Origin of the sequence: Raineyella sp. (assembly GCF_034933565.1) — a bacterium.
Taxonomy (GTDB): Bacteria; Actinomycetota; Actinomycetes; order Propionibacteriales; family Propionibacteriaceae; genus Raineyella.
Map to the genome: position 1 here is coordinate 114,619 of NZ_JAYFNG010000011.1, position 21,118 is coordinate 135,736.

A 21,118-nucleotide genomic window follows, 5' to 3' on the forward strand; every position below is an offset into this window, starting at 1 on the left:
GGACGGCCCTCGTTCGCCGGACCGACCCGCTCACTCTACCGAGCGGCACCGACAGCGCTCCGCCGGGACACGCAGCGGACGGCCTCCCGCTGCCCAGGCCTCTGGGTCAGCCGGCGTACGGGCTGTCGAGCACGTGGTCGGAGGGCTCGTCCTCCCCCGCGGCCCAGGCCTCGCGCTCGTCGCGGTCGGGGCCGGACATCGGCGAGCCGGTCTGCCGGCCGCCGGCCTCCTCGACCACCTCGTCCATCTGTTCGTCGGTGCCGTCCCCGACGCCCTCGTTGCCGGTGCCGCGGGCGAGCGGGCGCGCGGTGGTGAGGACGTCGTAGCCGGTCTGGGAGGAGTCGCGGAGGAACTGCGCACAGCGCTCGTACTCGTCGTCCTCACCGATCCGGTGGGCCGCGACCGCCAGCGCCCACAGCGCCTTGAGGAAGCCGCGGTTGGGCTCGTGCTCCCACGGCACCGCGCCGGCGCCCTTCCAGCCGTTGCGCCGCAGCAGGTCGAGGCCGCGGTGGTAGCCGGTCCGGGCGTACGCGTACGCCGCGACGTCGCCGTCACGGGAACCCATGTTGAGCGAACCCTCCGCGAGCAGCGCCCAGCACAGGCTGGACTGCGGGTGCGCGCACACGATGTCAAGGAACCGCTCCCGACCGTGGTCGGCGAGTTCCGCGACGGCCGGATCCTCAGGCAGTCGCGTCACCGGAGCCTCATCGGCCAGCAGGTTGTGGTGGGTCTCGCTCATGTCATCAGCCTAGCCATTATCGTGTCCCGCCGGGATGCCCGGCCCCCGGCGTCGTCGCAGGAGCATCACGGCGGGAGCATCGACACGGGCACCGCGACCGGAGCATCGACACGGGCACACCGCGACCCGAGCGTCGACACGGGCACCGCGACCCGAGCGTCCACACGGGCACCGCGACCCGAGCGCCCACACGGGCACCGCGACTTGGGTATCCCCACGCGAGCACCACGGCGGGAGGAGCCGGGCGCGCCGCGGACCCAGCGGAACGCGGAGCGGGGACCCCGGACAGTGTCCGGGATCCCCGTGCAGGTCGCCGCCCTCGGCTCAGCCGAGGGTGCGGGTCACTTGTGGGTGCCGACCGCGTTGAGGTTCTGGCAGGCCTCGACGATGCGAGCAGCCATGCCGGCTTCGGCAGCCTTGCCCCAGGTGCGGGGGTCGTACTGCTTCTTGTTGCCGACCTCGCCGTCGATCTTCAGCACACCGTCGTAGTTGCGGAACATGTGCTCCACGACCGGGCGGCTGAAGGCGTACTGGGTGTCGGTGTCGACGTTCATCTTGATCACGCCGTACGTGACGGCGTCGGCGATCTCCTGCGGCAGCGAGCCGGAGCCACCGTGGAAGACCAGGTCGAGGGCCTTCTCCTTGCCGTACTTGGCCTGGATGGCGTCCTGGCACTGCTTGAGGATCTCCGGGCGCAGCTTGACGTTGCCCGGCTTGTAGACGCCGTGCACGTTGCCGAAGGTGAGGGCGGTCATGTAGCGGCCCTTCTCACCGAGGCCGAGAGCCTCGACGGTGGCCAGCGCGTCCTCGGGGGTGGTGTAGAGCTTGTCGTTGATCTCGCCGACGACACCGTCCTCCTCGCCACCGACGACGCCGATCTCGACCTCGAGGATGATCCGGGCGGCGACGGCCTTGGCGAGCAGCTCCTGGGCGATCTCCAGGTTCTCCTTCAGCGGCACGGCGGAGCCGTCCCACATGTGCGACTGGAAGAGGGGCTCCTTGCCGGCGTCGACGCGCTCCTGGGAGATGGCGATCAGCGGACGGACGTAGGAGTCCAGCTTGTCCTTCTGGCAGTGGTCGGTGTGCAGCGCCACGTTCACCGGGTACTGCTTGGCGACGACATGCGCGAACTCGGCGAGGGCGACCGCACCGGTGACCTTGTCCTTGATGGTCGAACCGGACAGGTACTCGGCACCACCCGTGGAGATCTGGACGATGCCGTCGGACTCGGCCTCGGCGAATCCGCGCAGCGCAGCGGTCAGGGTCTGCGAAGAGGTGACGTTGATGGCCGGGTAGGCGAAGCCGTTCGCCTTGGCCCGATCCAGCATGTCGGCGTAGACCTCAGGAGTTGCGATGGGCATGTGCTCTCTTCTCTCTCATCGTGCCGGTCCGATCGCCCTGTGGGGCCCCGCACCGGTCACCGGCGTCGGCACTCCGCCGTCTGTTCTTCCAGACTCCATCGGCGGCACCGACGGCGGTAGTGCTCACGGGAACAAGCGTAGTGTGTGCCGCTTTCGCGCTGCGGGGACCCCCTCCGTTTGCTACGACCGGGTCGCCTGCGGTTCAGGGGAAGGTCAGATCGATCCCCGGATGTCCTGTCCCCGGATGCCCTCTCCCTCCCCGGATCCCCTGTCCCCCCGGATGCCCTGTCCTCGGGTGCCCTTTGGACGGGTCCCATTCCTCTCGGGCGAGCCACTGTCCCCTATCCCCTCCGACTATCCCCTCCGATCGTGCGGCCACCCCAGACGCTGCGGCATGTCCAGACGCTGCAGTACATACCGAACGCGACCGGAGATCCCGCCGCGTCTGCACATTGACGGTCGCGTCTGGGCGAGCCGCCGCGTCTGCGACGTCAGGGCAGCCTCGATCAGCAAGTCACACCCGCCCGCCCCTGGTCGACACCGAGCCAGTGCCCACTGTTGGTCAGCATCCGGCCGATGGCGGGTCAGCACCAAGCCGCGGCCCTCTCCTGGTCTGCATCCGACTGAGGGCGCATGCTGGTCCGCATCCGGCCGACGACCAGTGCTGGTCTGCATCCGGCCGACGGCCAGTGCTGGTCAGCGGCGAAGCCCGGGCCACCATTGGCCAATGGTCAGCGGCGACCACAGCGCCGGTCGGCAACCAGGCTCAGTGACTGATCCCGGACAGGTCGACCAGACAGCGCCCCCGGGAGTAGAGCCGCAGCGCCTGCTCGAGGGCGGCGGGGGTCACGCCGAGGGCCTCGACCGGGCATTCCCAGGGCCCGTCGGGAGTGGTGAAGAGGTAGCGGTCGCCGCACCGCCAGGTGCCGCGCAGTGTCAGCACGACGGCCGGTTGCTCGGGCACGATCTGCCCCTCGCGGCCGGCCGGTTCCTGACGGTCGGCCGGACCGGGAGACCGTCCCGTCACGGTGACGACCATGGCCGTACGGTCCGCGGCGGCGAAGCTGTCCCAGTCCCAGTAGTGCCCGGCGATCTGGAGGCCCGGCCACGAGGCCGTGACGACCTCCCCGTCGCCCACCCGTCGACGCCGTCGTACGGCCACCCGCCAGACCACGAGGCGGACGACCAGCAGCGCCACGTACAGGCCGAGCACGACCGCGGTGACGCCCCACAGGCCGGTGCCGCGCCAGGAGTCACCCGCGTGGCGCGACCAGGCGTAGTACCCGCCCCAGAGCAGGAGGGTGACGACCAGCCCGCTGACCGCGGCGACGAACCGACGCTTGGCCGTCGCCGCGCGCGCCTCGGCGGGCGCCGGGTCCCAGGCCACGTGGAGGAAGTCCTCGAGGCTCTCGGGCGGTGCGGGTCGCATGCGGCCAGTCTGCCAGGCGACCCCAGCGGGCACACCGCGTCGGACGTCGTGGCCGATCCCGCGCGTCGTGGCCGGACCCGCGCGCCGCGGCCACCTGTGGCGGCCACACCACCCGTCGCGACAGGATCACCTGCCGTTGCCGGACCGACCGCCCGGTACGGACTCGACGCCGTGAGACCGCCCGCCTACGGTCGAGCCACCCGCAGCACCGCGCCACCCGCGGCGGCCGGATCACCCGCCGTTGCCGGCGCCCGACGGGGTGATCTTCATGTGGATCCGGTACCGGTCCGCCCGGTACCACGACGTGGCGAACTCCATCACCGTGTCACCGCTCTTGGTGACGCGTTCCTGCACCAGCAACGGCGCCTTGCGCGGGATCTGCAGGACGTGCGCGTGCACGGCGTCCGCGGCCTCGGAACGTACGGTCTGGTAGCCCGACGACACCACGAATCCGTACTTGGTGGCGAAGACGTCGTAGAGGGTGTCGAGTTTCTGCTCCAGCAGGCCAGGGAAGAGCGCCGACGGGTAGTAGCCGACCTCGTGCGCCATCGGGGTGCCGTCGGCGAGCCGGAGCCGTTCGACCCGGACCACCGCGCGCCCGATCGGGACGTTGAGCTTCTCGGCCACCTCGGCGTCGGCGGCCTCCTGGCTGGCGGCGAGCACCTTCGTCTCCGGGTGCAGGCCGCGCTCGCGCATCTCGCGGGAGAACGAGGTGAGGTGCAGCTGCGAGTCGACCTGGGGACCGGTGACGTACGTCCCCTTGCCGTGCACGCGTTCGAGCCGGCCGACATCAACGAGGTCGGCGATCGCCTGACGGACGGTCACCCGGCTCACGCCGAGCGCGGCGACCAGGGCACGCTCCGACGGGATGGCGTCACCGGGCTTGAGGCCGGTCTCGATGAGCTTCTCGAGCCGTCGACGCACCAGGACACGCTTCGTGGTGGTGCGGCCGGCCTGTTCGGTCGGGAGCTTGGCCAGCGGGTCGCCGGACGTACTCACCGTCGGATCCACGGGTCACCTTTCTGCTGGGTCGTCGATCATCGCGTCCTGCCCGGTCGTCCCACCACGGCCGTCCCCTACCGGATCCTACGGGACCCGGAGAAATCTGGGAGCGGTTTCCTCCGGCGAACACACCGTCGCGAGCGGATGCCGCCCGGGATCGACGCGAGCGGGCTGTCCCGCCGCAGGCCGCCCCGCGCGGGCCGGGTTCGCGGTCCGGCACCCCCGCAGGGACGGCACCGCCTTCGTTGAACCTCTCGAGCGCGGCGGCCGTGTACCGGCACCCCCGCAGGGACGGCACCCGCCACGGGCCGGGCGCGGCCCCCGGGCTCACGGACCGGCGTCCGGGCCCGCCCACTGCAGGGCCCAGTGGTACATCGTGATCGCCGCAGCGGCGCCCGCATTGATCGACCGGGTCGAGCCGTGCTGGGTGATGGCGACGAGCTGGCGGCAGGCGGCGAGCATGTCGTCGGTGAGGCCGGCGCCCTCGGAGCCGAACACCAGGCAACAGGCCTGTGGCAGGGTCGTACGTTCCAGCGGGACCGATCCCGGCAGGTTGTCCACCCCGATCAGCGGGACCCGCTCGCGCTCGGCCCAGGCGGCCAGGTCGGCGGCGTCGGGGTGGTGCCGGACGTGCAGGTAGCGGTCGGTCACCATCGCGCCGCGCCGGTTCCAGCGGCGCCGGCCGACGATGTGGACACCGGCGACGTTGAACGCGTTGGCGGTGCGGACCATGGAGCCGATGTTGAAGTCGTGCTCCCAGTTCTGGATGGCGATGTGCAGCGGGTGGCGCCGGGTGTCCAGATCGGCGACGATCGCCTCGACGCTCCAGTAGCGGTAGGGGTCGACGACATTGCGGTGGTCACCGGCCGCGAGAAGAGCTGGATCCAGCCGGGGGTCGTCAGGCCACGGCTTCGCGTACGGGCCGACCCCGGGGCCGGCCACGGCCTCTGCACCGGCTGGGCGGGCAACGCCACCCCGGACGCTGGTCTCATCCGCCGAGCCGCCGGCGGCCTGGGACGGGTCAGACGGGACAGGACCGGCGCTCATGCCGCCACCCTAGTGCGGCCGGTCGGGACGCCCCCTGGCCACCGGGCCCAGTCGGCCGAGCCCCCGGTCGCTGGCCCCGTGACCGCCGGACCCCGTGTCCGCCGGTCCCGGTCGGCCGAGCCCCCGGTCGCTGGCCCCTTGACCGCCGGCCCCCTGACCGCCGGTCCCAGTCAGCCGGGCCCCCGGTCGCTGGCTCCCCTGACCGCCGACCGCCTGCCCCAAACGCGACCGGAAATGTGCATCCGCGACCGGATATCCGCCCGCGAACGCTATTTGGCGCAGCGTCTGTATTTGACGCAGCGTCTGCGCGGGCGACAGCCGCCAAGGGCCACCGTCACATCGCGAGCCGAGCCTCAACGCGTCATGGCACAGCCCCTAGGCCCTGGGCTCCGGACTCCGGGACGAACAAACAACTGCACCAAACAGCGTGGCCCGAGCCGAAGTCCGGGCCACCACAATGCTCCTCAGCAGACAGCCCCGCTCACTTGCTGCACCGGATGCGCTCGCGAAGCTGTGCCGGATGCGCTCACGAGCCTGTGCCGGATGCGCTCGCGAGCCTGTGCCGGATGCGCTCACGAGCCCGTGCCGGATGCACTCAAGGAGCCGAAGCCGCTGCGCTCACTGCTGCGGCGGCTGCGGCGGGTTCTGGGGCCATTGCTGCTGGTTTGGCTGCCCGTACTGCGGCTGCTGCTGGCCCTGGTTCCAGTCGGTCGGCATCGTCGGAGTGCCCGACTGCTGCTGCGGCAGCGCCTGCGGCGCATTCTGCCCCGGCTGGCCGCCCCGGTAGGAGATCTCGCCGAAGTTCACCCCGGGCGACGTACGGGCCACGTCATTGACCTCGAAGTAGGCGGCCTTCTCGAAGTGGAAGTTGCCGGCGATCATGTTCGTCGGGAACGACTCGGTCTTGGTGTTGTACTCCCGCACGTTCGCGTTGTAGTAGCGCCGACCCGCCGCGATCCGGTCCTCGGTCTCGGCGAGGGCGCGCTGCAGCTCGAGGAAGTTCGTGTTCGACTTCAGGTCCGGGTACGCCTCCACGCTGACCAGCAGGTTGCGGACGGCCCCCGACAACTGCTCCTCGGCCTGGGCCCGCTGCGCCGACGGCGTGGCGCCCTCGTGCGCGGCCAGCGACGCGGCCTGGTTGCGCAGCCGGGTGATGTCCTCGAGCGTGTTGTGCTCGTGCGCCGCGTAGCCGCGGACCGTCTCCACGAGGTTCGGGATCAGCTCGTAGCGGCGGTTCAGCTCGACGTCGATCTGGCGCCACGACTCCTGCACGCGGTTGCGCAGGCGGACCAGGCCGTTGTACGCCCCGATCGTCCAGCCGACCACGCCGATGACGAGCAGCACGAGGATGATGAGGAAGATGATGAGGCCGTTCATGGGTCTCCTGTTCGTCGATGCAGGGGCACAGCCAGCTTAGCCGGGCCCGGACCAGGCCCCCCGGAAAGCGCGGCGGCCACAGCCGGCAGCCTCGCGCCGGTCGGGAAAGCTCCGAGCGGCTCAGACGAGGCCGAGGTCGTCGGCCGCGGACAGTGCGTAGCGGTATTCCAGCCCGGCTGCGGCGACCTTCTCCGCGGCGCCGGTGCCCCGGTCGACGATCACCGCGACCGCGACGACCTCGGCGCCGGCCTCGCGCAGCGCCTCGACGGCCGTCAGGGCCGACCCGCCGGTGGTGGAGGTGTCCTCGACCACCAGGACCCGGCGACCGGCGACGTCGGTCCCCTCGATCCGACGGTGCAGCCCGTGCTGCTTGGCCTCCTTGCGGACCACGAAGGCGTCGAGTCGCCCGCCGTCGGCGGCCGCGGAGTGCAGCATCGCGCCGGCGACCGGGTCGGCGCCCAGGGTCAGCCCGCCCACCGCGTCGTAGTCCAGGTCGGAGGTCAGCGCCCGCATCACCCGGCCGACGATCGGCGCGGCGACACCGTCCAGCGTGACCCGGCGCATGTCGACGTAGAAGTCGGCCTCCCGTCCGGAGGAGAGCACCACGTGCTCCCGCACCACGGCGAGGTCGTTGACGAGACCGATCAGGGCTTCACGATCGGCAGCGGAGATATCGGAGCGAGCCATGCCCGCGACTCTAGCGAGCCCGAGCACTGCGCCACGACCGGGCGGCCCGCCGAGCGATCCGGGCCCCAGCCGCGCCGGGCTATTTGAGCCGCGTGCTGACCAGATGGCCGAAGACGATGTAGCGATCCGGGGATCGGAAGAGATCGGCGCAGGTGGTCAGCGTGATCAGCTTGTCCGTCGGCTGGGCCCCGGGGTGTCCTGGAACCGGCTGGAGCACCCAGGTGTCGGTGTCCTTGACGGTGGCGGAGGAGTCCACCACGTACGTGTAGGTGGCATCGCGGGTCTCGACCTCGATCGTGGCGCCCGGCTGCAGACTCCGGAGCCGACGGAACGGCTGACCGTGGGTCACGACGTGACCGGCGACGGCGAAGTTGCCGACCTGGCCCGGGCCCGCCGTCTGTTCGTACCAGCCGAGGCCACGGGCGAGCACGTCCTCATCGGTCCCGTCGAGGATCGGCACCGCCCACGAGCCGCCGAAGGCCGGCACCCGCATGATCCCCACGGCCCCGCCGGGGATCCGGGTCACCGTCCCGTCGGGGCGTACGTCACCGCTGGTCGCCGAGGCCGTGGTCCCGGACGAGCCCGTGGGCCCGGACGTCGACCACTGCTGCTCCAGCTGCGTGGCCGTCCGGCCGTACGACTGCTGGGAGACGATGGTCGTGCCGATGTACTGGTAGCCGAACCAGCCGAGCACCGCGATCCCCACCACGAGCAGGACGATGCCGACGACGAGGCCCACCGGCGAACGTCTCGACGCGGCTGCACGGCGGGCGGCTCTGGAACTCACGGGCCCATTCTCGTGGTCAGCGGGCCCAGGCCCAAGTCAGCCGGGCGTACGGAGTGTCCGCGCTGACCGCGTGGGTGCCCGTACGCCTGAAGGAACGCGCCTGCACGCCTGACAGTGCGAGTGGCCGTACGCCACGATGGCCCGGGCCCCTGCCCCGGGGGGTCAGTGCCCGAGGAACATCTCCGGCGGTGTCGGTGACGCTTCGGCGTCGGCGTCGGTGAACGGGCGGGCCCCGGCACACCAGGCCGCGAGCGCTTCCTCGTCGAGGAAGCGGTAGGCGAAGACGGCGCCGGCCGCCTCGCGGGCCAGCGCCTGGGTGGGCAGCGGCCGGGCCGAGCCGTAGAGGATCACGTTCCCGAACCGGCGGCCGCGCCAGGTCGAGGGTTCGGCGGAGATCGCAGCGTGGGCCCAGGTGGACCGTACGCCGGCGGCCACCCGGCGGGCCCAGTCCATCGCGCCGGAGTCGGTCACGTTGGCCAGGAACAGCCCGCCGGGCGCGAGCACGCGGCGGACGTCGGCGAGGAACTCCAGGGTGGTCAGCTCGGCCGGCACCCGGGCCCCGGCGAACGCGTCGAGCACCACGATGTCGGCGTGGTCGGTGGGGATCGCGGCGATCCCGGTCCGCCCGTCGACGGGGCGCACCTTGATCCCCGAGTGCCGCGGCAGCGGAGCCTTGTCGCGGACCTCCTGGGTGAGGTCGGCGTCGGGTTCCAGGACGATCTGCGCCGAGGTGGGCCGGGTCGCGGCGACGTAGCGGGCCAGGCTCATCCCCGCCCCGCCGATGTGCACGATCCGGATCCGTTCCCCCGCCGGGGCGTACGCATCGACCGCCTCGGCGATGCGCTGCAGATAGTCGAACTCGAGCACCGTCGGATGGTCGGGGTCGACGTGGGACTGGTCGGTGGTGCCGATCCGGACCAGCCAGGCCCCCGGCCGGTCCGGGTTGGGCAGCACCCGCGCGGGTGCCCCGGGGACTGCGGCCTCGGGTGAGGCGGCCGTCGGCGAGGCGGACGCGGCGGCATCACGCCCGCGGAGCCGATCCGGGTCGCGTGGACGGGGTCGGCGACGGGACATGCCCCCAACCGTACGTGACACCGATGGGGGTGCGACCCGGTGGAAGTGTGACGTCGGTCGAGGTGTGACGCCGGTGGGGGTGCGACCCGGCGAGCGCAGCGACAACCCGGGACGATTCCCCAGGGCGCTCACTGTTGTCCCCCATTGCTCCCGGAAGCACCGCCCAAACCCTTTACCGTGACCCGGTCAGGGGTCACGCTGGAGAGGAAGGCGCCACCGAGGGCGCCTCACGATCACGACGGGCCCGGACGACGGGCCCGCCCGACAGCGGAAGGAACCCGCCATGCTCGACATCGGCATCACCCGTCCGGCCGAGGGCCGCGTCATCGCCGGCGTGTGCGCCGGCCTGGGCAAGAAGTTCGGCATCGACCCGCTCATCCTGCGCATCGTGTTCGCTGTCTCGCTGTTCTGGGGCGGCGCCGGCGCCATCGTCTACGCGATCCTCTGGGTGCTGATGCCCAGCGAGAAGTGACCCCCACCCCGTTCCCGCTCACTCCCGAAAGGTCCCGGACATGAAGACCTGGTACCGCCCCCGCAACAATCGTGTGATCGCCGGTGTGTGCGCCGGCATCGCCCGCAAGCTCGGCATCGGCGCCAACTGGGTGCGCCTCGCCTTCATCCTGTTGATCTGGCTCGCCGGCGTCCCGCTGTGGGTCTACCTGATCGGCTGGATCCTGATGCCCAACGAGCCGTGATCGGCGCCCGCCCCTGAGCCCCGGACGGCGTCACCGGAGGTTCCCCTGCCTCGTGGCCCCCACCACGGACGTCGCCCGGTACGACCGAAGGCCCGGAGAGTCCCCCGCTCTCCGGGCCCAGGTGATCACTCCTGGCAGGACGGCACCGCCCACAGCGTGTACGGGCCGGCGCGGTCGACCACCTCGAAGCCGTCGGCGACGGTGACATCGTCGATGCCGGCATAGTCGTCGGTGCGGGCACCCGCCGTGACGTACGTGCTCCCCCCGGTGATCACGTGGGTGACGCCGGTCCGGTGCACGGCGGCGCAGATGGCGGGATCGGAGCGCAGCCGATCGAGCCCGGCGGCCAGCCGGATGCCGTCGCTCTCCCACGACTTCTCCGTGTGGATCAGCGTGTCCTCGGGCCCCACCACGTACAGGTACATCCCGCCCTTCCAGGGGTCGGCGGCGACCACCGCGTTGTCCGGCAGGATCCGGGAGAACTCGCGCAGCGCGGCGATCTTCGTGGCATCGGCCCACGCGTACGTGCCGCCGAAGCGGGTGATCCGCGAGATCGCGTACGCGTTGCCCAGGGCCTGCAGTGCGACGACACCCGCCACGACCACGATCACCGCCACCCGTCCGACCCTCCGGAGGGGCCGGGCGTCGACGGGCACCGCCCGGACGAGCCAGGCGCCCCCCACCGCCACCAGCGGCACGCCGTAGACGGCGGCCACGCCCTGCACCCGGACCTGGAGGTTGTACCAGGGCCAGGTGAGAGGCCAGGTGAGGCTCCCCGGCAGGAAGCTGGTCAGGAAGCCGAGGGCCAGGAACAGCACCCAGGTGGCGGCCAGCCAGATGCCCTGCCGGCGCACCGCGGCGACCACGACCCCCAGCACCGCCAGGACCAGCACGGCAGCCCCGCCGAGCTGGAAGGGAAGTCTGCGCTGGGCCCAGAGGCTGAGCAGGCCGGTGACCGCCCGGTGGACGTCGACCCGGTCGTAGCTGGTCTCCAGCATGCCCTGCGGGGCCACCGCGGTGGAGGCCAGCAGGCCGGCCACCCCGGCGAGGATGAGCACCGCCAGGGGGAGCCACCGCCTCACCGGCTTCCGGCTCGCCTCACGGCTCGGGTCGTGGGCGAAGCGCCAGCATTCGGCGGCCGCCAGGGCGAAACCTCCCACGGCGGCCGCGAAGGTCGCGCTGGTGTGCGCCAGACTCATCCCCGGCAGGGCGACCACCAGCAGCACCGCCGCGCTCGCCCAGGAGCGTCCGCCGAACGCCTGGGACAGTCCCAGCGCCACCACCGCGAGCACGGCGGGGATCAGGGCGTAGCCGTACTCGAGTGGCCAGACCGGGCCCCAGACCGACAGCAGGAAGGGGAAACCGGGGATCGCCGAAGCCAGGGCGCCGCTGACCAGGACCAGTGGTCGGTTCCCGGGGAACACCGTCGTCATCAGGAACATCAGGCCCACAGGCCACACCAGCGCCGCGGTCACCAACAACAGGCACTGCACCGCGATGATGCCCGGCGCGTGGGTGAGGAGGACGAGCGATGCGGCGACCCCGTGGAACGCGGCGGGATAGAAGGAGGGCTCCTGGGGGAAGTTGAACCCGTCGGCGGTCAACGAGGAGATCGACCCGGTGTCCAGGAGGTAGCGCACGATGCCGAGGTGGTAGATCGTGTCGGGCTGCTGCGGAAAATCGCCGGGGTGCGCCAGGCCGCGTACGACGGTGGCCGCGGCGACGGCCGCGGCGATCGCCCCGCCGATGACGATCTCCCGCACCGGTGCTGCCGGGGCCTGCAGCCCGCCCGGATGCTGACGCCGCCCCCGGGGCGGCCGGGCGGAGGGTCGTACGGGGACCGCCCGGACGAGAAGCAGTCGGACGAGCAGGACCGCGGCCGGCAGGACGAGCAGCACCACGAGCATGCTGGCCAGGTCCCACCGGACATGCAGGACGCCGCAGACGATGCCTCCCACGGCGGTCAGGGAGGTGGTCAGGGCAGGGGCGAGCGCGATCGACGGCCACCGTCCGGCACCGAGTCCCGCGGCCAGCAGCCCCCCGGGGACCCACAGCAGAGCGACGGCCACGAGGATGACCGGCACGCTCGTCCACCAGGTCCAATCGGGGGCAAGCATGGCTGACAGCTTAGCCGGACGTCACCGACGGCCGAACCGTAGCGCCGGTCGCTCGGTCACCCCGGCACCCCGGCCCCGGCACCCCGGCCCCGGCACCCCAGCACCCCAGCACCCCAGCACCCATCAGCGTGCAGGGCACGCCGGGACCGACCACAGCGTGTACGGGTCGACGTGGGCGACCACCCGGAAGCCCCCGGCTGTGCTCACCTCGTCGACCGCGGCGTACTTGCCGTACCACTGCTCGTTGCCGGCCGTCATGTTGCCGCCGGTGATGACGTACGTCACCCCCTGTCGCTCGACGGCCGCGCAGACCGCCGGGTCGGACATGACGTCGGCCAGGCCGTGCGAGATGAGTCCGACGTCGTCGCCGTAGGTCTTCTCGGTCGGGATGGCCGTGCGTTGCGGTCCGAGGAGATAGAGGAACTGACCGCCACGCCAGGGGTTCGCCGCGACGACGGCGTCGGCCGGCATGCGCCGCGACAGTTCGGTGAGGGCCTCGGCCTTGTCCGTGGTGATCCAGGCGGCGGTACCGGACAGCTTGTACAGCGGGCCGACCAGCCGGATCGCGGCCTTGCTCTGGACGACGACGATGGCGAGCACGCCGGCCAGGACGAGCCCGGCAGCGAGCCCGGAGAGGAGCCCGGCCACGGGTCCGGCGGCCGGCCCGATGGCGTGTTGGGCGGCGGGTCCGACGCCGGTAGGGGTGGCGGGCCCGACGGGGTCGGCGACGGCTCTGACGCCAGGCCCGGCGACGGGTCCGACAGGTCCGGCGGCGGGTCGAACGGCCCGCCGCAGCCGGCTCGCCCGGCCCAGCAGTGCCGCCGCGCCGATGGCGACCAGGGCCAGGGCGTAGACGTCGGTGACCCCCTGGACCCGGAAGGCCCAGTTGTACCAGGGCCATGTCCAGGGCCAGACCCACGCCGTCCCATGGGCGTCGAGCAGGCTCCCCAGCACGATGAAGATCACCCCTGTGGCCGCCAGCCACCAGTCGCCCCGGCGGCTGCCGCGGACGCAGACCACCATGCCGATCAGCGCGAACAGGAACAGCCCGGCACTGGCGATCTGTGTGGCCAGGTGGGATTCACCCCAGAAGGTCAGGACGCCGATGACCGTACGGGTCAGCGACAGGCTGCGGTCCCCCGGCAGACTCAGCCCCCGCGGGGCCCACCCGGTGGCGGCGACCGGCCCCAGCACGGCCAGGGCGAGGAACCCGGCGACGGGCAGCCACCGGCGTACGTCGCGCGGACCCGCGAGCGCATGCCGCAGCGCGAACGCCACCGACAGCACGAGGCAGCCCGCCGCGGCGCCGAACAGCGCGCTGGGGTGCGCGAGCGTGATCGCCGGCAGGCCGACCGCCAGCAGCAGTGCGGCGCTGCCCCAGTGCTGCCGCGTGAACATCTGGTGCAGGCCCCAGCCGTAGACCCCGACGACAGCCGGGATGAAGACCGTGCCGAAGGCCTGGGCCCAGACCGCTCCCCACACCATCACCTTCCAGGGCGAGCCGGTGAAGGCCAGCGCCAGCGCCCCGGCCAGCGCCACGAGGCCGCGGCGGCCGGGGAACAGGGTGTTCAGCAGGAACATCATCGCGAGCGGGTAGACGAGGGCGCAGGCGACCAGCAGCAGGACGTTCTCGGCGACCACGACCGGCGCGCCGGTGAACTGGACCAGGGTGGCGGCCAGGTCGTGGAAGGCGGCCGGATAGAAGCGGGGCTCGTCGGGGAAGTTGAAGCCGTCCGCGGTCAGCGAGGAGATGTTGCCGTTGTCGAGCATCCACCGCACCAGGCCCAGGTGGTAGATCTGGTCCGACTGCTGGGGGATGTTGCCGGGCCGTACGGTCGCCGAGCGGAAGACACGGACGGCGACCAGCACGGCGACCACGCACCCGGCGGCGACCTCCCACCAGCGGACCGGGGGTGCCGCCAGCGACCACGGCCGGGCAGCGCCGCGAGATCGGGCACCGACCTGTTGCGCGGCCCCGACACGAGACTCGACCCCGTTGCGAGACTCGACCCCGACGCGAGGCCGAGCGTCGCTGCGGGGCCGGGCACCGGCGTGTCGCCGGAGGACACCGAGGCGGGGCAGGAGCAGCCGTACGCCCCAGGCGAGCAGGGGCGGCAGGAGCAGCCAGGCCACCGCGACGGGCCGGGTCCAGCGCAGGCCCAGGAAGGGGGTGATGATCCCCCCGACCGACACCAGTCCGGTCGTCATCAGTGGCCCCAGCGCGACCGCGGGCCACCGCCCCGCGCCGAGTCCGGCGGCCAGCGCCGCGCCGGGCACCCACAGCAGGGCCACCGCCGCGAGCACCAGCGGGACGGCCGAGGGCCAGGTCCAGTCGGGGGCGAGCACGGCTCAGTGCGCCCCGCGGTACGACGAGCGGCCGAGCACCCGGCGGTGCACGACCTCGTAGAGCACGGCCGAGGCGAGCTCGGCGACCAGCAGCCCGACGAACACGAGGGTGAGCTGACCGCTCAGCACCCCGGCCATCGCCAGGCCGAAGGTCAGCACCGCCGACAGCGCCCGCAGGCCGGTCATCAGTCGGGCCCGTCCGGCCCGCCGCAGCGAGGTGAAGGTGATCGTGGTGGGCAGCGACGCGGCCCGCCAGGCGCTGGCCGCCAGCAACGGCAGCAGCATCGGCGTCGTACGCCACGCCTCACCGAAGACGAAGCCCAGCAGCCCGGTGACGTCGAGGACGATCAGCACGCCGACCGCGCCCACCAGTGCGGTGGCGGCCAGGGCGATGTCCAGCGGGGAGTGCTCCTTGAGCAGGCGCAGCCGCATGAACGTCAGCGGGATCGCCAGCAGGCCGGTGACCGTCGAGACGGCGGTGAACAGCACCGCCTGCACCGGCCCGATCAGGCCCAGCAGCAGCGCGTTGACGACCGGGTACGACACCCCGGTGATGGCGGTGTCGAGCAGCACCCAGTTGCGGATCGACGGGTCGGCCCGGCTGGCCTCGTGGTCCATGTGCCGGGCCCGGACCAGGGTCGCGGTCCCGATGCCGGCCCCGACCGGGATGAAGGCGAGCACGGCGTACGGGGTGTACGCCAGCCCGAGCCCCAGCACCGCGCCCAGGCCGACCGCGAGGGAGCTGATCATCTCCTGGGAGTCGCGGCGTTCCGCCACCGAGACGCCACGGCCCACCTCCAGGCAGGCCAGCAGGATCGGCACGCTGAGGCAGACCAGCGCGGGGTGCAGCGGCGCGGCCATCACCATCAGGGAGGCGACCACCCCCAGCACGACGAACCAGCGGGGGAAGGTCACCCGCCGCGCGGTCCCCGGTGTGCTGAGCCGGGACTCGACGATGATGGCGAAGGACAGCTGCCCGAGGAACGTCCCGGCCATCACGAACGTCGAGATGATGCCCTGGGCCTGGGTGTCGAACAGCCGCGACGAGATCGACAGGGTGGTGGCCGGGATGACCGCCAGGGCCGCCCCGCCGACCATCGACCCGGCGCTGCGCAGGGCGCCCCGTACGCTGAACTCGCCCAGGTTGACCGCCCCGATCATCGGGGCACCGCGGTCAGGGTACGGCCGTCGCGCGGCGCCGACACCCGGCCGACGAAGCCCTCGAGCCGGCCGAGGAAGGCCCACCAGCCGTCCTCGGGGCGGTGGGTGGAGCCGTGGCGCAGGCCGATCACCAGGCCGGCGGCGACGAAGGCCAGCCGCCACCACAACGGATACGACCAGCGGGCCAGGATCCGCGACGTCCCCCGGCTGTAGGCGCGGACCTTGCGCCGGTGCTCGGTGACGCTGAGCCCGGTCGCCTCCCCGACCCCGGCGATGGCGACGTCGGCCGGGGCCCAGACAAAGTCCTCGGTCAGGCCGCGCTGCATCGCCCGGAGCAGCAGGTCGGTGACCTCACCGGCCTGCCACGGCGTGGCGGCACCCGTGCCGATGTCCGGATCGAAGCCGCCGGCGGCCAGGAACACCGAACGGCGGATCAGCAGGCCGACCTCCATCACGCTCCAGACGTTCCACCGGTCGAGCGCGGTGCCCGGCGCCGGCAGGACGAACTTCGGCCCGTGCTCGTCCCGGAAGGTGATCGCGCCGGCACCGAGCCGCGGTGCCAGAGCGCGCAGGGCCGCCACGAATCCCTCGGGCGCCACGCTGGAGTCGTTGGGGAACTGCAGCACCGGATCACCCTCGACGCACTCGACGCCGACGTTGCGCCCCCGGGCGGCACCCCGCCCCGAGGTGACCACGACCAGCCGCGGCGCGGTGCCGTCGTCGCCGACCGGCCGCCGCTCGTCGACCAGCCGCTCCACCTCCTCGACGTGGTCCTGCGCCACGATGACGACCTGGTCCCCGGCGGCCAGCTGCGGCAGCAGACTGTCCAGCAGCTGGCCGAGGGGGGCGACACGCCCGAGGGTGGTGATGACGAAGGCCAGCCGGTCGGCGGGAAGGCTCATGATGCGGAAGTCTACGGCCCCGTGCCGGGCGACTCGACCGACGACAGCCGCTCGGTAAGCTGACAGCGCCGATCGACACGTCCCGAGGGTGAGGTCCCGATGCGCATTGCCGTGGTCTTCGACTGCTTGTACCCGTTCACCACCGGTGGCGGGGAGAAGCAGTACCGACAGTTCGCGGAGGAGTTCGCCGAGGCCGGACACACGGTGGACTATCTGACCCGCCGGCTGTGGGAGGGCCCCGATCCGGTGCTCGACGGCGTCCGGGCCCGGGCGATCGCCCCGGCGTACGAGCTGTACGACCGCGAGGGCGTCCGGCTGCCCGCCACCGCCCTGCGCTTCGCGATCGACGTGTTCCGCCATCTGGTCCGGCACCGCGACACGTACGACGCGGTGATCGTCTCGGCCACCCCGGTGCTGAACGTCTTCGCCGCCCGCGCAGCGCTGGCCGGCTCCGGGGTGGTCCTGGCGGTCGACTGGCTGGAGGTGTGGACCGGGCAGCAGTGGCGGGAGTACTCCGGCCCGGTGATGGGCCGGGTCGCCGACGCCCTGCAGCAGCTCGCGGTGCGGCTCTCGCCGGTGGCCCTGGGACACTCGGCGCACACGATCCAGGGGCTGCGGGCCAATCACGTGCCCCACGAGCCGGTCCGGAGCCCGGGGCTGATCTCCGCGGTCCGCGACGTCACCCCGCGGCTCGACACCCCGGCGGGCGCTGCGCCCACGGTGCTGTTCGTGGGCCGCCACATCCAGGACAAGCAGGTCGACGCGCTGCCGCCGGCCCTGGCACTGGCCCGCGCGGAGCTGCCCGGTCTGCGGGCGGTGATCTCCGGGGAGGGCCCGGAGCGGGACCGGGTGATCCGCGCGGCGGAGGAGGCGGGCGTCCGGGAGGCGGTGGAGTTCCCCGGGTTCGTCGAGGAGGACGAGCTGCACCGGCTGCTCGCGGAGGCGGCCTGCCTGGTCAACCCGTCGCGGCGGGAGGGCTACGGCCTCGTGGTGGTCGAGGCCGCTTCGTACGGGACGCCGTCGGTGGTCATCGACCACCCGACCAACGCGTCGACCGAGCTCATCGAGGAGGGCCGCAACGGCTTCGTCGCCCGCTCCGCAGCGGCGGCCGACCTCGCCCGGGCGATCGTCTCGGCGGTCCGCGGCGGCGATGCGCTGCGCCGTACGACCCGGGACTGGTACGAGGAGGCGATCCGCACCCGGACGATCGCGAACACCGCCCGAGGGATCCTCGAGGCGCTGGAGACCGCCCGGACGGCCCGCCGATGAGCGCCCCGGCCGGCCCCGCGCCCACCGGCAGGCCGACCCGGATCCTCGTCGACCTGCTGTTCTGCACCGGGACCCGCGGCGGGATGGAGTCGGTGGCCCGCCACCTCTACGGCGCGATGACCCCCGACATGCTGGCCGACGTGCAGCTCGTCGCGCTGGCCTCCCGGGAGCTGGCGGCCACCGACACGTCCTGGTTCCCGGGGCGGGTGATCGACTCACGGATCGCATCCTCGGGCCGGCTCGGCTGGGCACTCGGGGAGCAGATCGTCGGGTTCGTCGCGGCCCGGCTGGGCGCCGACGTGGTGCACTGTCCGGCCAATTTCGGCCCGGCGGTCTCGCCGGTGCCGGTGGCGCTGACGATCCACGACCTGATCTCGTTCCGCTTCCCCGAGTACGTCCCCGGTCGGCTCGCCGGGCTGCAGCGCGGACTGCTGCGGGCCGGCGCGCGGGCGGCGCGGCGCGTCCTGACCGTCAGCGCGGCGACCGCCGCGGACCTGGTGCACTACCTGCACCTGCCGCCGGCGAAGGTGCAGGTCGTCCATCCCGCCGGCAGCGGCCGGCCGGCGCGGGACACGCCGCGGCGGACCGACCTGCTGTTCAGCCTGGGCAACCGGATGCCGCACAAGAACTTCGTCGGTCTGCTGGAGGCGCTGGCCCTGATCGACCCCGCCCGGCGTCCACGGCTGCTGATCAGCGGTGGTGGCGACAATGATCCGCTCGCGGCCGAGGTCGACCGGCTGGGGCTGGGCGACCGGGTCGAGCTGGCCGGATGGGTGCCGGCCGACGAGATCGACCGGTGGTACGCCGAGGCGACCCTGCTGGTCTTCCCGACGCTGTTCGAGGGGTTCGGGCTGCCGGTGCTGGAGGCCATGTCGGCCGGCTGCCCGGTGCTGTGCACCGATCTGCCCGTGCTCCACGAGGTCGGCGGCGACGCGGCCACGTACGTGGACTCGCGCGATCCGCAGGCGCTGGCGGACGCCATCGTGGCGCTGCTGGACGACCCGCAGGAGCGCGCCCGGCTGTCGGCGGCGGGGATCGTCCGAGCCGCGGAATTCTCCTGGGAACGTACGGCCCGGCAGACGCTGGCGACGCTGCGGGCCACGGCCCGCCCGAGGCGCGCCTGAGGGGATGCCGTACGGGCCGCTCAGGAGGTCGGCGGCACCTGCTGCGGGCCGTTCCCCTCGGAGTCGGAATCGGGCCGCGGCAAGCCCGCTGGGGCGGAGCCGGGCCGCGGTAGTCCCGCCGGGTCGGAGTCAGGCCGCGGCAGTCCCGCCCGCTCGGCGTCGGACTGCGGCGAGCCCGCCGGGGCGAGCACTGCGGCGTAGCGGCCTTCTGCCTCGAGCAGCGCCACCCGCCGGGCGAGCCGGACGATGACGTCGCGCTGGGACTGGGACTTCAGGTACTGGGTGAGCACGTAGAACAGGAACGCGCCGGTGACCGCGTACAGCAACAGGTCGGCGCCGCGGCCGATGCCGGCGAGGTTGGCGATCCGGGTCATCAGGTTCGGGTTGAGCACCGTGACGATCATCACGACGACCAGCAGGACCAGCCCGACCTTGACCGACGCCTTGGCGCCGTGGGAGCCGCGGGAGGCGAGGATCAGATAGCCGAGCAGGATGCCCAGGGCGATGATGGCGATCTGGACGAGCATCAGCGGCTGACCTTCCTGAGCAGGGCGTCGAAGGCGATGTTGATCGCGTTCACGATCGACTGTCCCTTGCCGCGCGAGTAGTCCGTGTAGATGATCGTCACCGGCACCTCCCGGTAGCGGTACTTGCGGGTCGCGATGATCTCGAGGATCTCCGAGGCGTGCGCCATGTCCGGCATGGTGATCTGCATCTCCCGGGCGACCTTGCGGTTGAACACCCGCAGTCCGTTGTGGGTGTCGGTCAGCTTCAGCCCGGACAGGACGTTGCTGAAGGACGTGGCCAGCCGCAGCACGATCCGCTTGGTGCGGGTCATCCCGACCGCCTCGGTGCCGAGGAACCGCGACCCGAGGATGATGTCGTCGCCGGTCTCGGCGATGGTGTCGAGCATCGTCGCGACATCCTCCAGCCGGTGCTGGCCGTCGGCGTCGTACGTGACGAAGTAGTCGACGCCCGGGATGCGGCGCGCGAACTCGATGCCGGTCTGCAGGGCCGCGCCCTGGCCCATGTTGATCGGATGGTTGATCAGATAGGCGCCGGTGGCCGCGACCTGGTCGGCCGACCCGTCGCGGCTGCAGTCGTTGACGCACACCACGTGGGCGTACTCGCGCAACACGTTCTCGACGACGCCACGGACCACGGTCTCCTCGTTGTACACGGGAATGATGAAGGCCACGTCCGAGCGCATCTCAACCTTTCCGGGGCTCCCACCCCGGATCCGCCGGGATGACCCCTGAGCCGTGGGGCACCCGCTCGATCATAGCGGCCGTCCGCGTACGTCCCGACGACGTCACAGGGTGACGGGGCAGCCAGGATCCGGTTCGCCGTCAGGCTCCGAGGGAAGTACGTCAGGCGAGCCGTCACGTGGCGCACCGGCGGCGCGTCGGCGCCAAGGGGCGTCAGGGGCAGCCGCGTTGGACCTGGGCCTTGGCCCATGCGCCGCTCTGATAGGCGATCGCGCCCACCCAGGACAACGGCGTACGCCGCTCGGCGGAGGCCCAGACCGACACCGGGACCGGCACGCAACGATCCATCCACATCCGGGTGCGGGCGACATGGCTGGTCTCGGTCATCACCGCCACCCGCGACCAGCCGTGCTCCTTGGCCAGGCGCGCCAGCACGCCGGCCTCACCGCGCGTGGTGTACGGATCGGGCTGGACGCAGATCACCTCGTACGGCTGGGGATCGCAGAAGTCCTTGGTGTAGACCTCGCCGGTCTTCGGGTCCACGCTCACCGTCACGATCAACGTCTGCGCCGCTCCGGCCGCCATCAGCTGGCGGGCCTCCGCGATCCGCTTGTCAGCCGGGCCGATCACATAGAGCGCATCCACCGGCGCCACCGGGTCGATGCGGGGGTGTAGGACGAGGACTGTCGCCACCGCCACGCAACCGAGCAGCACCACACCGAGCACCGTCAGCACTGCCGGCCAACGCCGGTGATGCCTCTTAACTGTCCCCCGCATCCGCATGGTCAGAGTC

General features: G+C 72.3%; 20 protein-coding genes. 4 read left to right on the top strand and 16 right to left on the bottom strand.

Annotated elements, in window-relative coordinates:
* Window positions 1–106 precede the first annotated feature (106 nt).
* The 9 genes from VB059_RS14520 to VB059_RS04075 form a co-directional block, all read right to left on the bottom strand.
* Window positions 107–739 (bottom strand): DUF3151 domain-containing protein, encoded by a 633-nt coding sequence (locus tag VB059_RS14520; RefSeq protein ID WP_416339492.1) that lies wholly within the window; start codon window positions 737–739, stop codon window positions 107–109.
* A 341-nt stretch (window positions 740–1,080) separates the two neighbouring features.
* Window positions 1,081–2,100: a class II fructose-bisphosphate aldolase gene (fbaA, locus tag VB059_RS04040; protein ID WP_323420739.1), complete on the bottom strand. Its 1,020-nt coding sequence runs from the start codon at window positions 2,098–2,100 to the stop codon at window positions 1,081–1,083.
* A 766-nt stretch (window positions 2,101–2,866) separates the two neighbouring features.
* Complete coding sequence (locus VB059_RS04045) at window positions 2,867–3,529, bottom strand: hypothetical protein (RefSeq protein ID WP_323420740.1); 663 nt, start codon at window positions 3,527–3,529, stop codon at window positions 2,867–2,869.
* Window positions 3,530–3,760: 231 nt separating this feature from the next.
* Window positions 3,761–4,528: a GntR family transcriptional regulator gene (locus VB059_RS04050; protein WP_323420741.1), complete on the bottom strand. Its 768-nt coding sequence runs from the start codon at window positions 4,526–4,528 to the stop codon at window positions 3,761–3,763.
* Between the two features lie 330 nt (window positions 4,529–4,858).
* Window positions 4,859–5,578 (bottom strand): RNA methyltransferase, encoded by a 720-nt coding sequence (locus VB059_RS04055; protein WP_323420742.1) that lies wholly within the window; start codon window positions 5,576–5,578, stop codon window positions 4,859–4,861.
* A 618-nt stretch (window positions 5,579–6,196) separates the two neighbouring features.
* A complete protein-coding gene (locus VB059_RS04060; protein ID WP_323420743.1) occupies window positions 6,197–6,955 on the bottom strand; it encodes a LemA family protein in 759 nt (252 codons plus the stop codon).
* A 120-nt stretch (window positions 6,956–7,075) separates the two neighbouring features.
* Window positions 7,076–7,642: an orotate phosphoribosyltransferase gene (gene pyrE / locus VB059_RS04065; RefSeq protein ID WP_323420744.1), complete on the bottom strand. Its 567-nt coding sequence runs from the start codon at window positions 7,640–7,642 to the stop codon at window positions 7,076–7,078.
* A gap of 79 nt (window positions 7,643–7,721) precedes the next feature.
* Window positions 7,722–8,429: a class E sortase gene (locus tag VB059_RS04070; protein ID WP_323420745.1), complete on the bottom strand. Its 708-nt coding sequence runs from the start codon at window positions 8,427–8,429 to the stop codon at window positions 7,722–7,724.
* Window positions 8,430–8,591: 162 nt separating this feature from the next.
* Window positions 8,592–9,503: a fused MFS/spermidine synthase gene (locus VB059_RS04075; protein WP_323420746.1), complete on the bottom strand. Its 912-nt coding sequence runs from the start codon at window positions 9,501–9,503 to the stop codon at window positions 8,592–8,594.
* Window positions 9,504–9,786: 283 nt separating this feature from the next.
* Here VB059_RS04075 and VB059_RS04080 point away from each other — a divergent pair, with 283 nt between their 5' ends.
* Together VB059_RS04080 and VB059_RS04085 are read left to right on the top strand one after the other, a co-directional pair.
* Complete coding sequence (locus tag VB059_RS04080; protein ID WP_323420747.1) at window positions 9,787–9,975, top strand: PspC domain-containing protein; 189 nt, start codon at window positions 9,787–9,789, stop codon at window positions 9,973–9,975.
* Between the two features lie 40 nt (window positions 9,976–10,015).
* Entirely contained in the window at window positions 10,016–10,198 is a 183-nt protein-coding gene (locus VB059_RS04085) for a PspC domain-containing protein (RefSeq protein WP_323420748.1), read from the top strand.
* A gap of 125 nt (window positions 10,199–10,323) precedes the next feature.
* Here the strand turns inward: VB059_RS04085 and VB059_RS04090 are convergent, their stop codons facing one another.
* The 4 genes from VB059_RS04090 to VB059_RS04105 all read right to left on the bottom strand — a co-directional run bounded on the left by VB059_RS04090 (window position 10,324) and on the right by VB059_RS04105 (window position 16,724).
* On the bottom strand, window positions 10,324–12,315 hold the full coding sequence (locus tag VB059_RS04090; protein WP_323420749.1) for a DUF6541 family protein: 1,992 nt from the start codon (window positions 12,313–12,315) through the stop codon (window positions 10,324–10,326).
* A 123-nt stretch (window positions 12,316–12,438) separates the two neighbouring features.
* Window positions 12,439–14,661, bottom strand: a complete 2,223-nt coding sequence (locus tag VB059_RS04095) for a DUF6541 family protein (protein WP_323420750.1) — start codon at window positions 14,659–14,661, stop codon at window positions 12,439–12,441.
* 3 nt (window positions 14,662–14,664) lie between these two features.
* The gene (locus tag VB059_RS04100) at window positions 14,665–15,822 is read right to left on the bottom strand and encodes a hypothetical protein (RefSeq protein WP_323420751.1); all 1,158 of its coding nucleotides are present in this window, start codon (window positions 15,820–15,822) and stop codon (window positions 14,665–14,667) included.
* Window positions 15,819–16,724, bottom strand: a complete 906-nt coding sequence (locus VB059_RS04105; RefSeq protein ID WP_323420752.1) for a hypothetical protein — start codon at window positions 16,722–16,724, stop codon at window positions 15,819–15,821. Before VB059_RS04105 ends, VB059_RS04100 begins: the two co-directional genes overlap by 4 nt.
* A 99-nt stretch (window positions 16,725–16,823) precedes the next feature.
* Between VB059_RS04105 and VB059_RS04110 the strand changes: the two genes are divergently transcribed.
* Together VB059_RS04110 and VB059_RS04115 are read left to right on the top strand one after the other, a co-directional pair.
* A complete protein-coding gene (locus VB059_RS04110) occupies window positions 16,824–17,993 on the top strand; it encodes a glycosyltransferase family 4 protein (RefSeq protein WP_323420753.1) in 1,170 nt (389 codons plus the stop codon).
* A complete protein-coding gene (locus tag VB059_RS04115) occupies window positions 17,990–19,117 on the top strand; it encodes a glycosyltransferase family 1 protein (RefSeq protein ID WP_323420754.1) in 1,128 nt (375 codons plus the stop codon). The genes VB059_RS04110 and VB059_RS04115 overlap by 4 nt, the downstream gene beginning before the upstream one ends.
* Before the next feature lie 20 nt (window positions 19,118–19,137).
* Here VB059_RS04115 and VB059_RS04120 read toward each other — a convergent pair whose 3' ends face one another.
* The 3 genes from VB059_RS04120 to VB059_RS04130 form a co-directional block, all read right to left on the bottom strand.
* Window positions 19,138–19,644: a DUF2304 domain-containing protein gene (locus VB059_RS04120; RefSeq protein WP_323420755.1), complete on the bottom strand. Its 507-nt coding sequence runs from the start codon at window positions 19,642–19,644 to the stop codon at window positions 19,138–19,140.
* The gene (locus tag VB059_RS04125) at window positions 19,644–20,327 is read right to left on the bottom strand and encodes a glycosyltransferase family 2 protein (protein ID WP_323420756.1); all 684 of its coding nucleotides are present in this window, start codon (window positions 20,325–20,327) and stop codon (window positions 19,644–19,646) included. Before VB059_RS04125 ends, VB059_RS04120 begins: the two co-directional genes overlap by 1 nt.
* A gap of 211 nt (window positions 20,328–20,538) precedes the next feature.
* Window positions 20,539–21,042, bottom strand: coding sequence for an ElyC/SanA/YdcF family protein (locus tag VB059_RS04130; RefSeq protein WP_323420757.1), 504 nt, complete (start codon window positions 21,040–21,042; stop codon window positions 20,539–20,541).
* Window positions 21,043–21,118 lie beyond the last annotated feature (76 nt).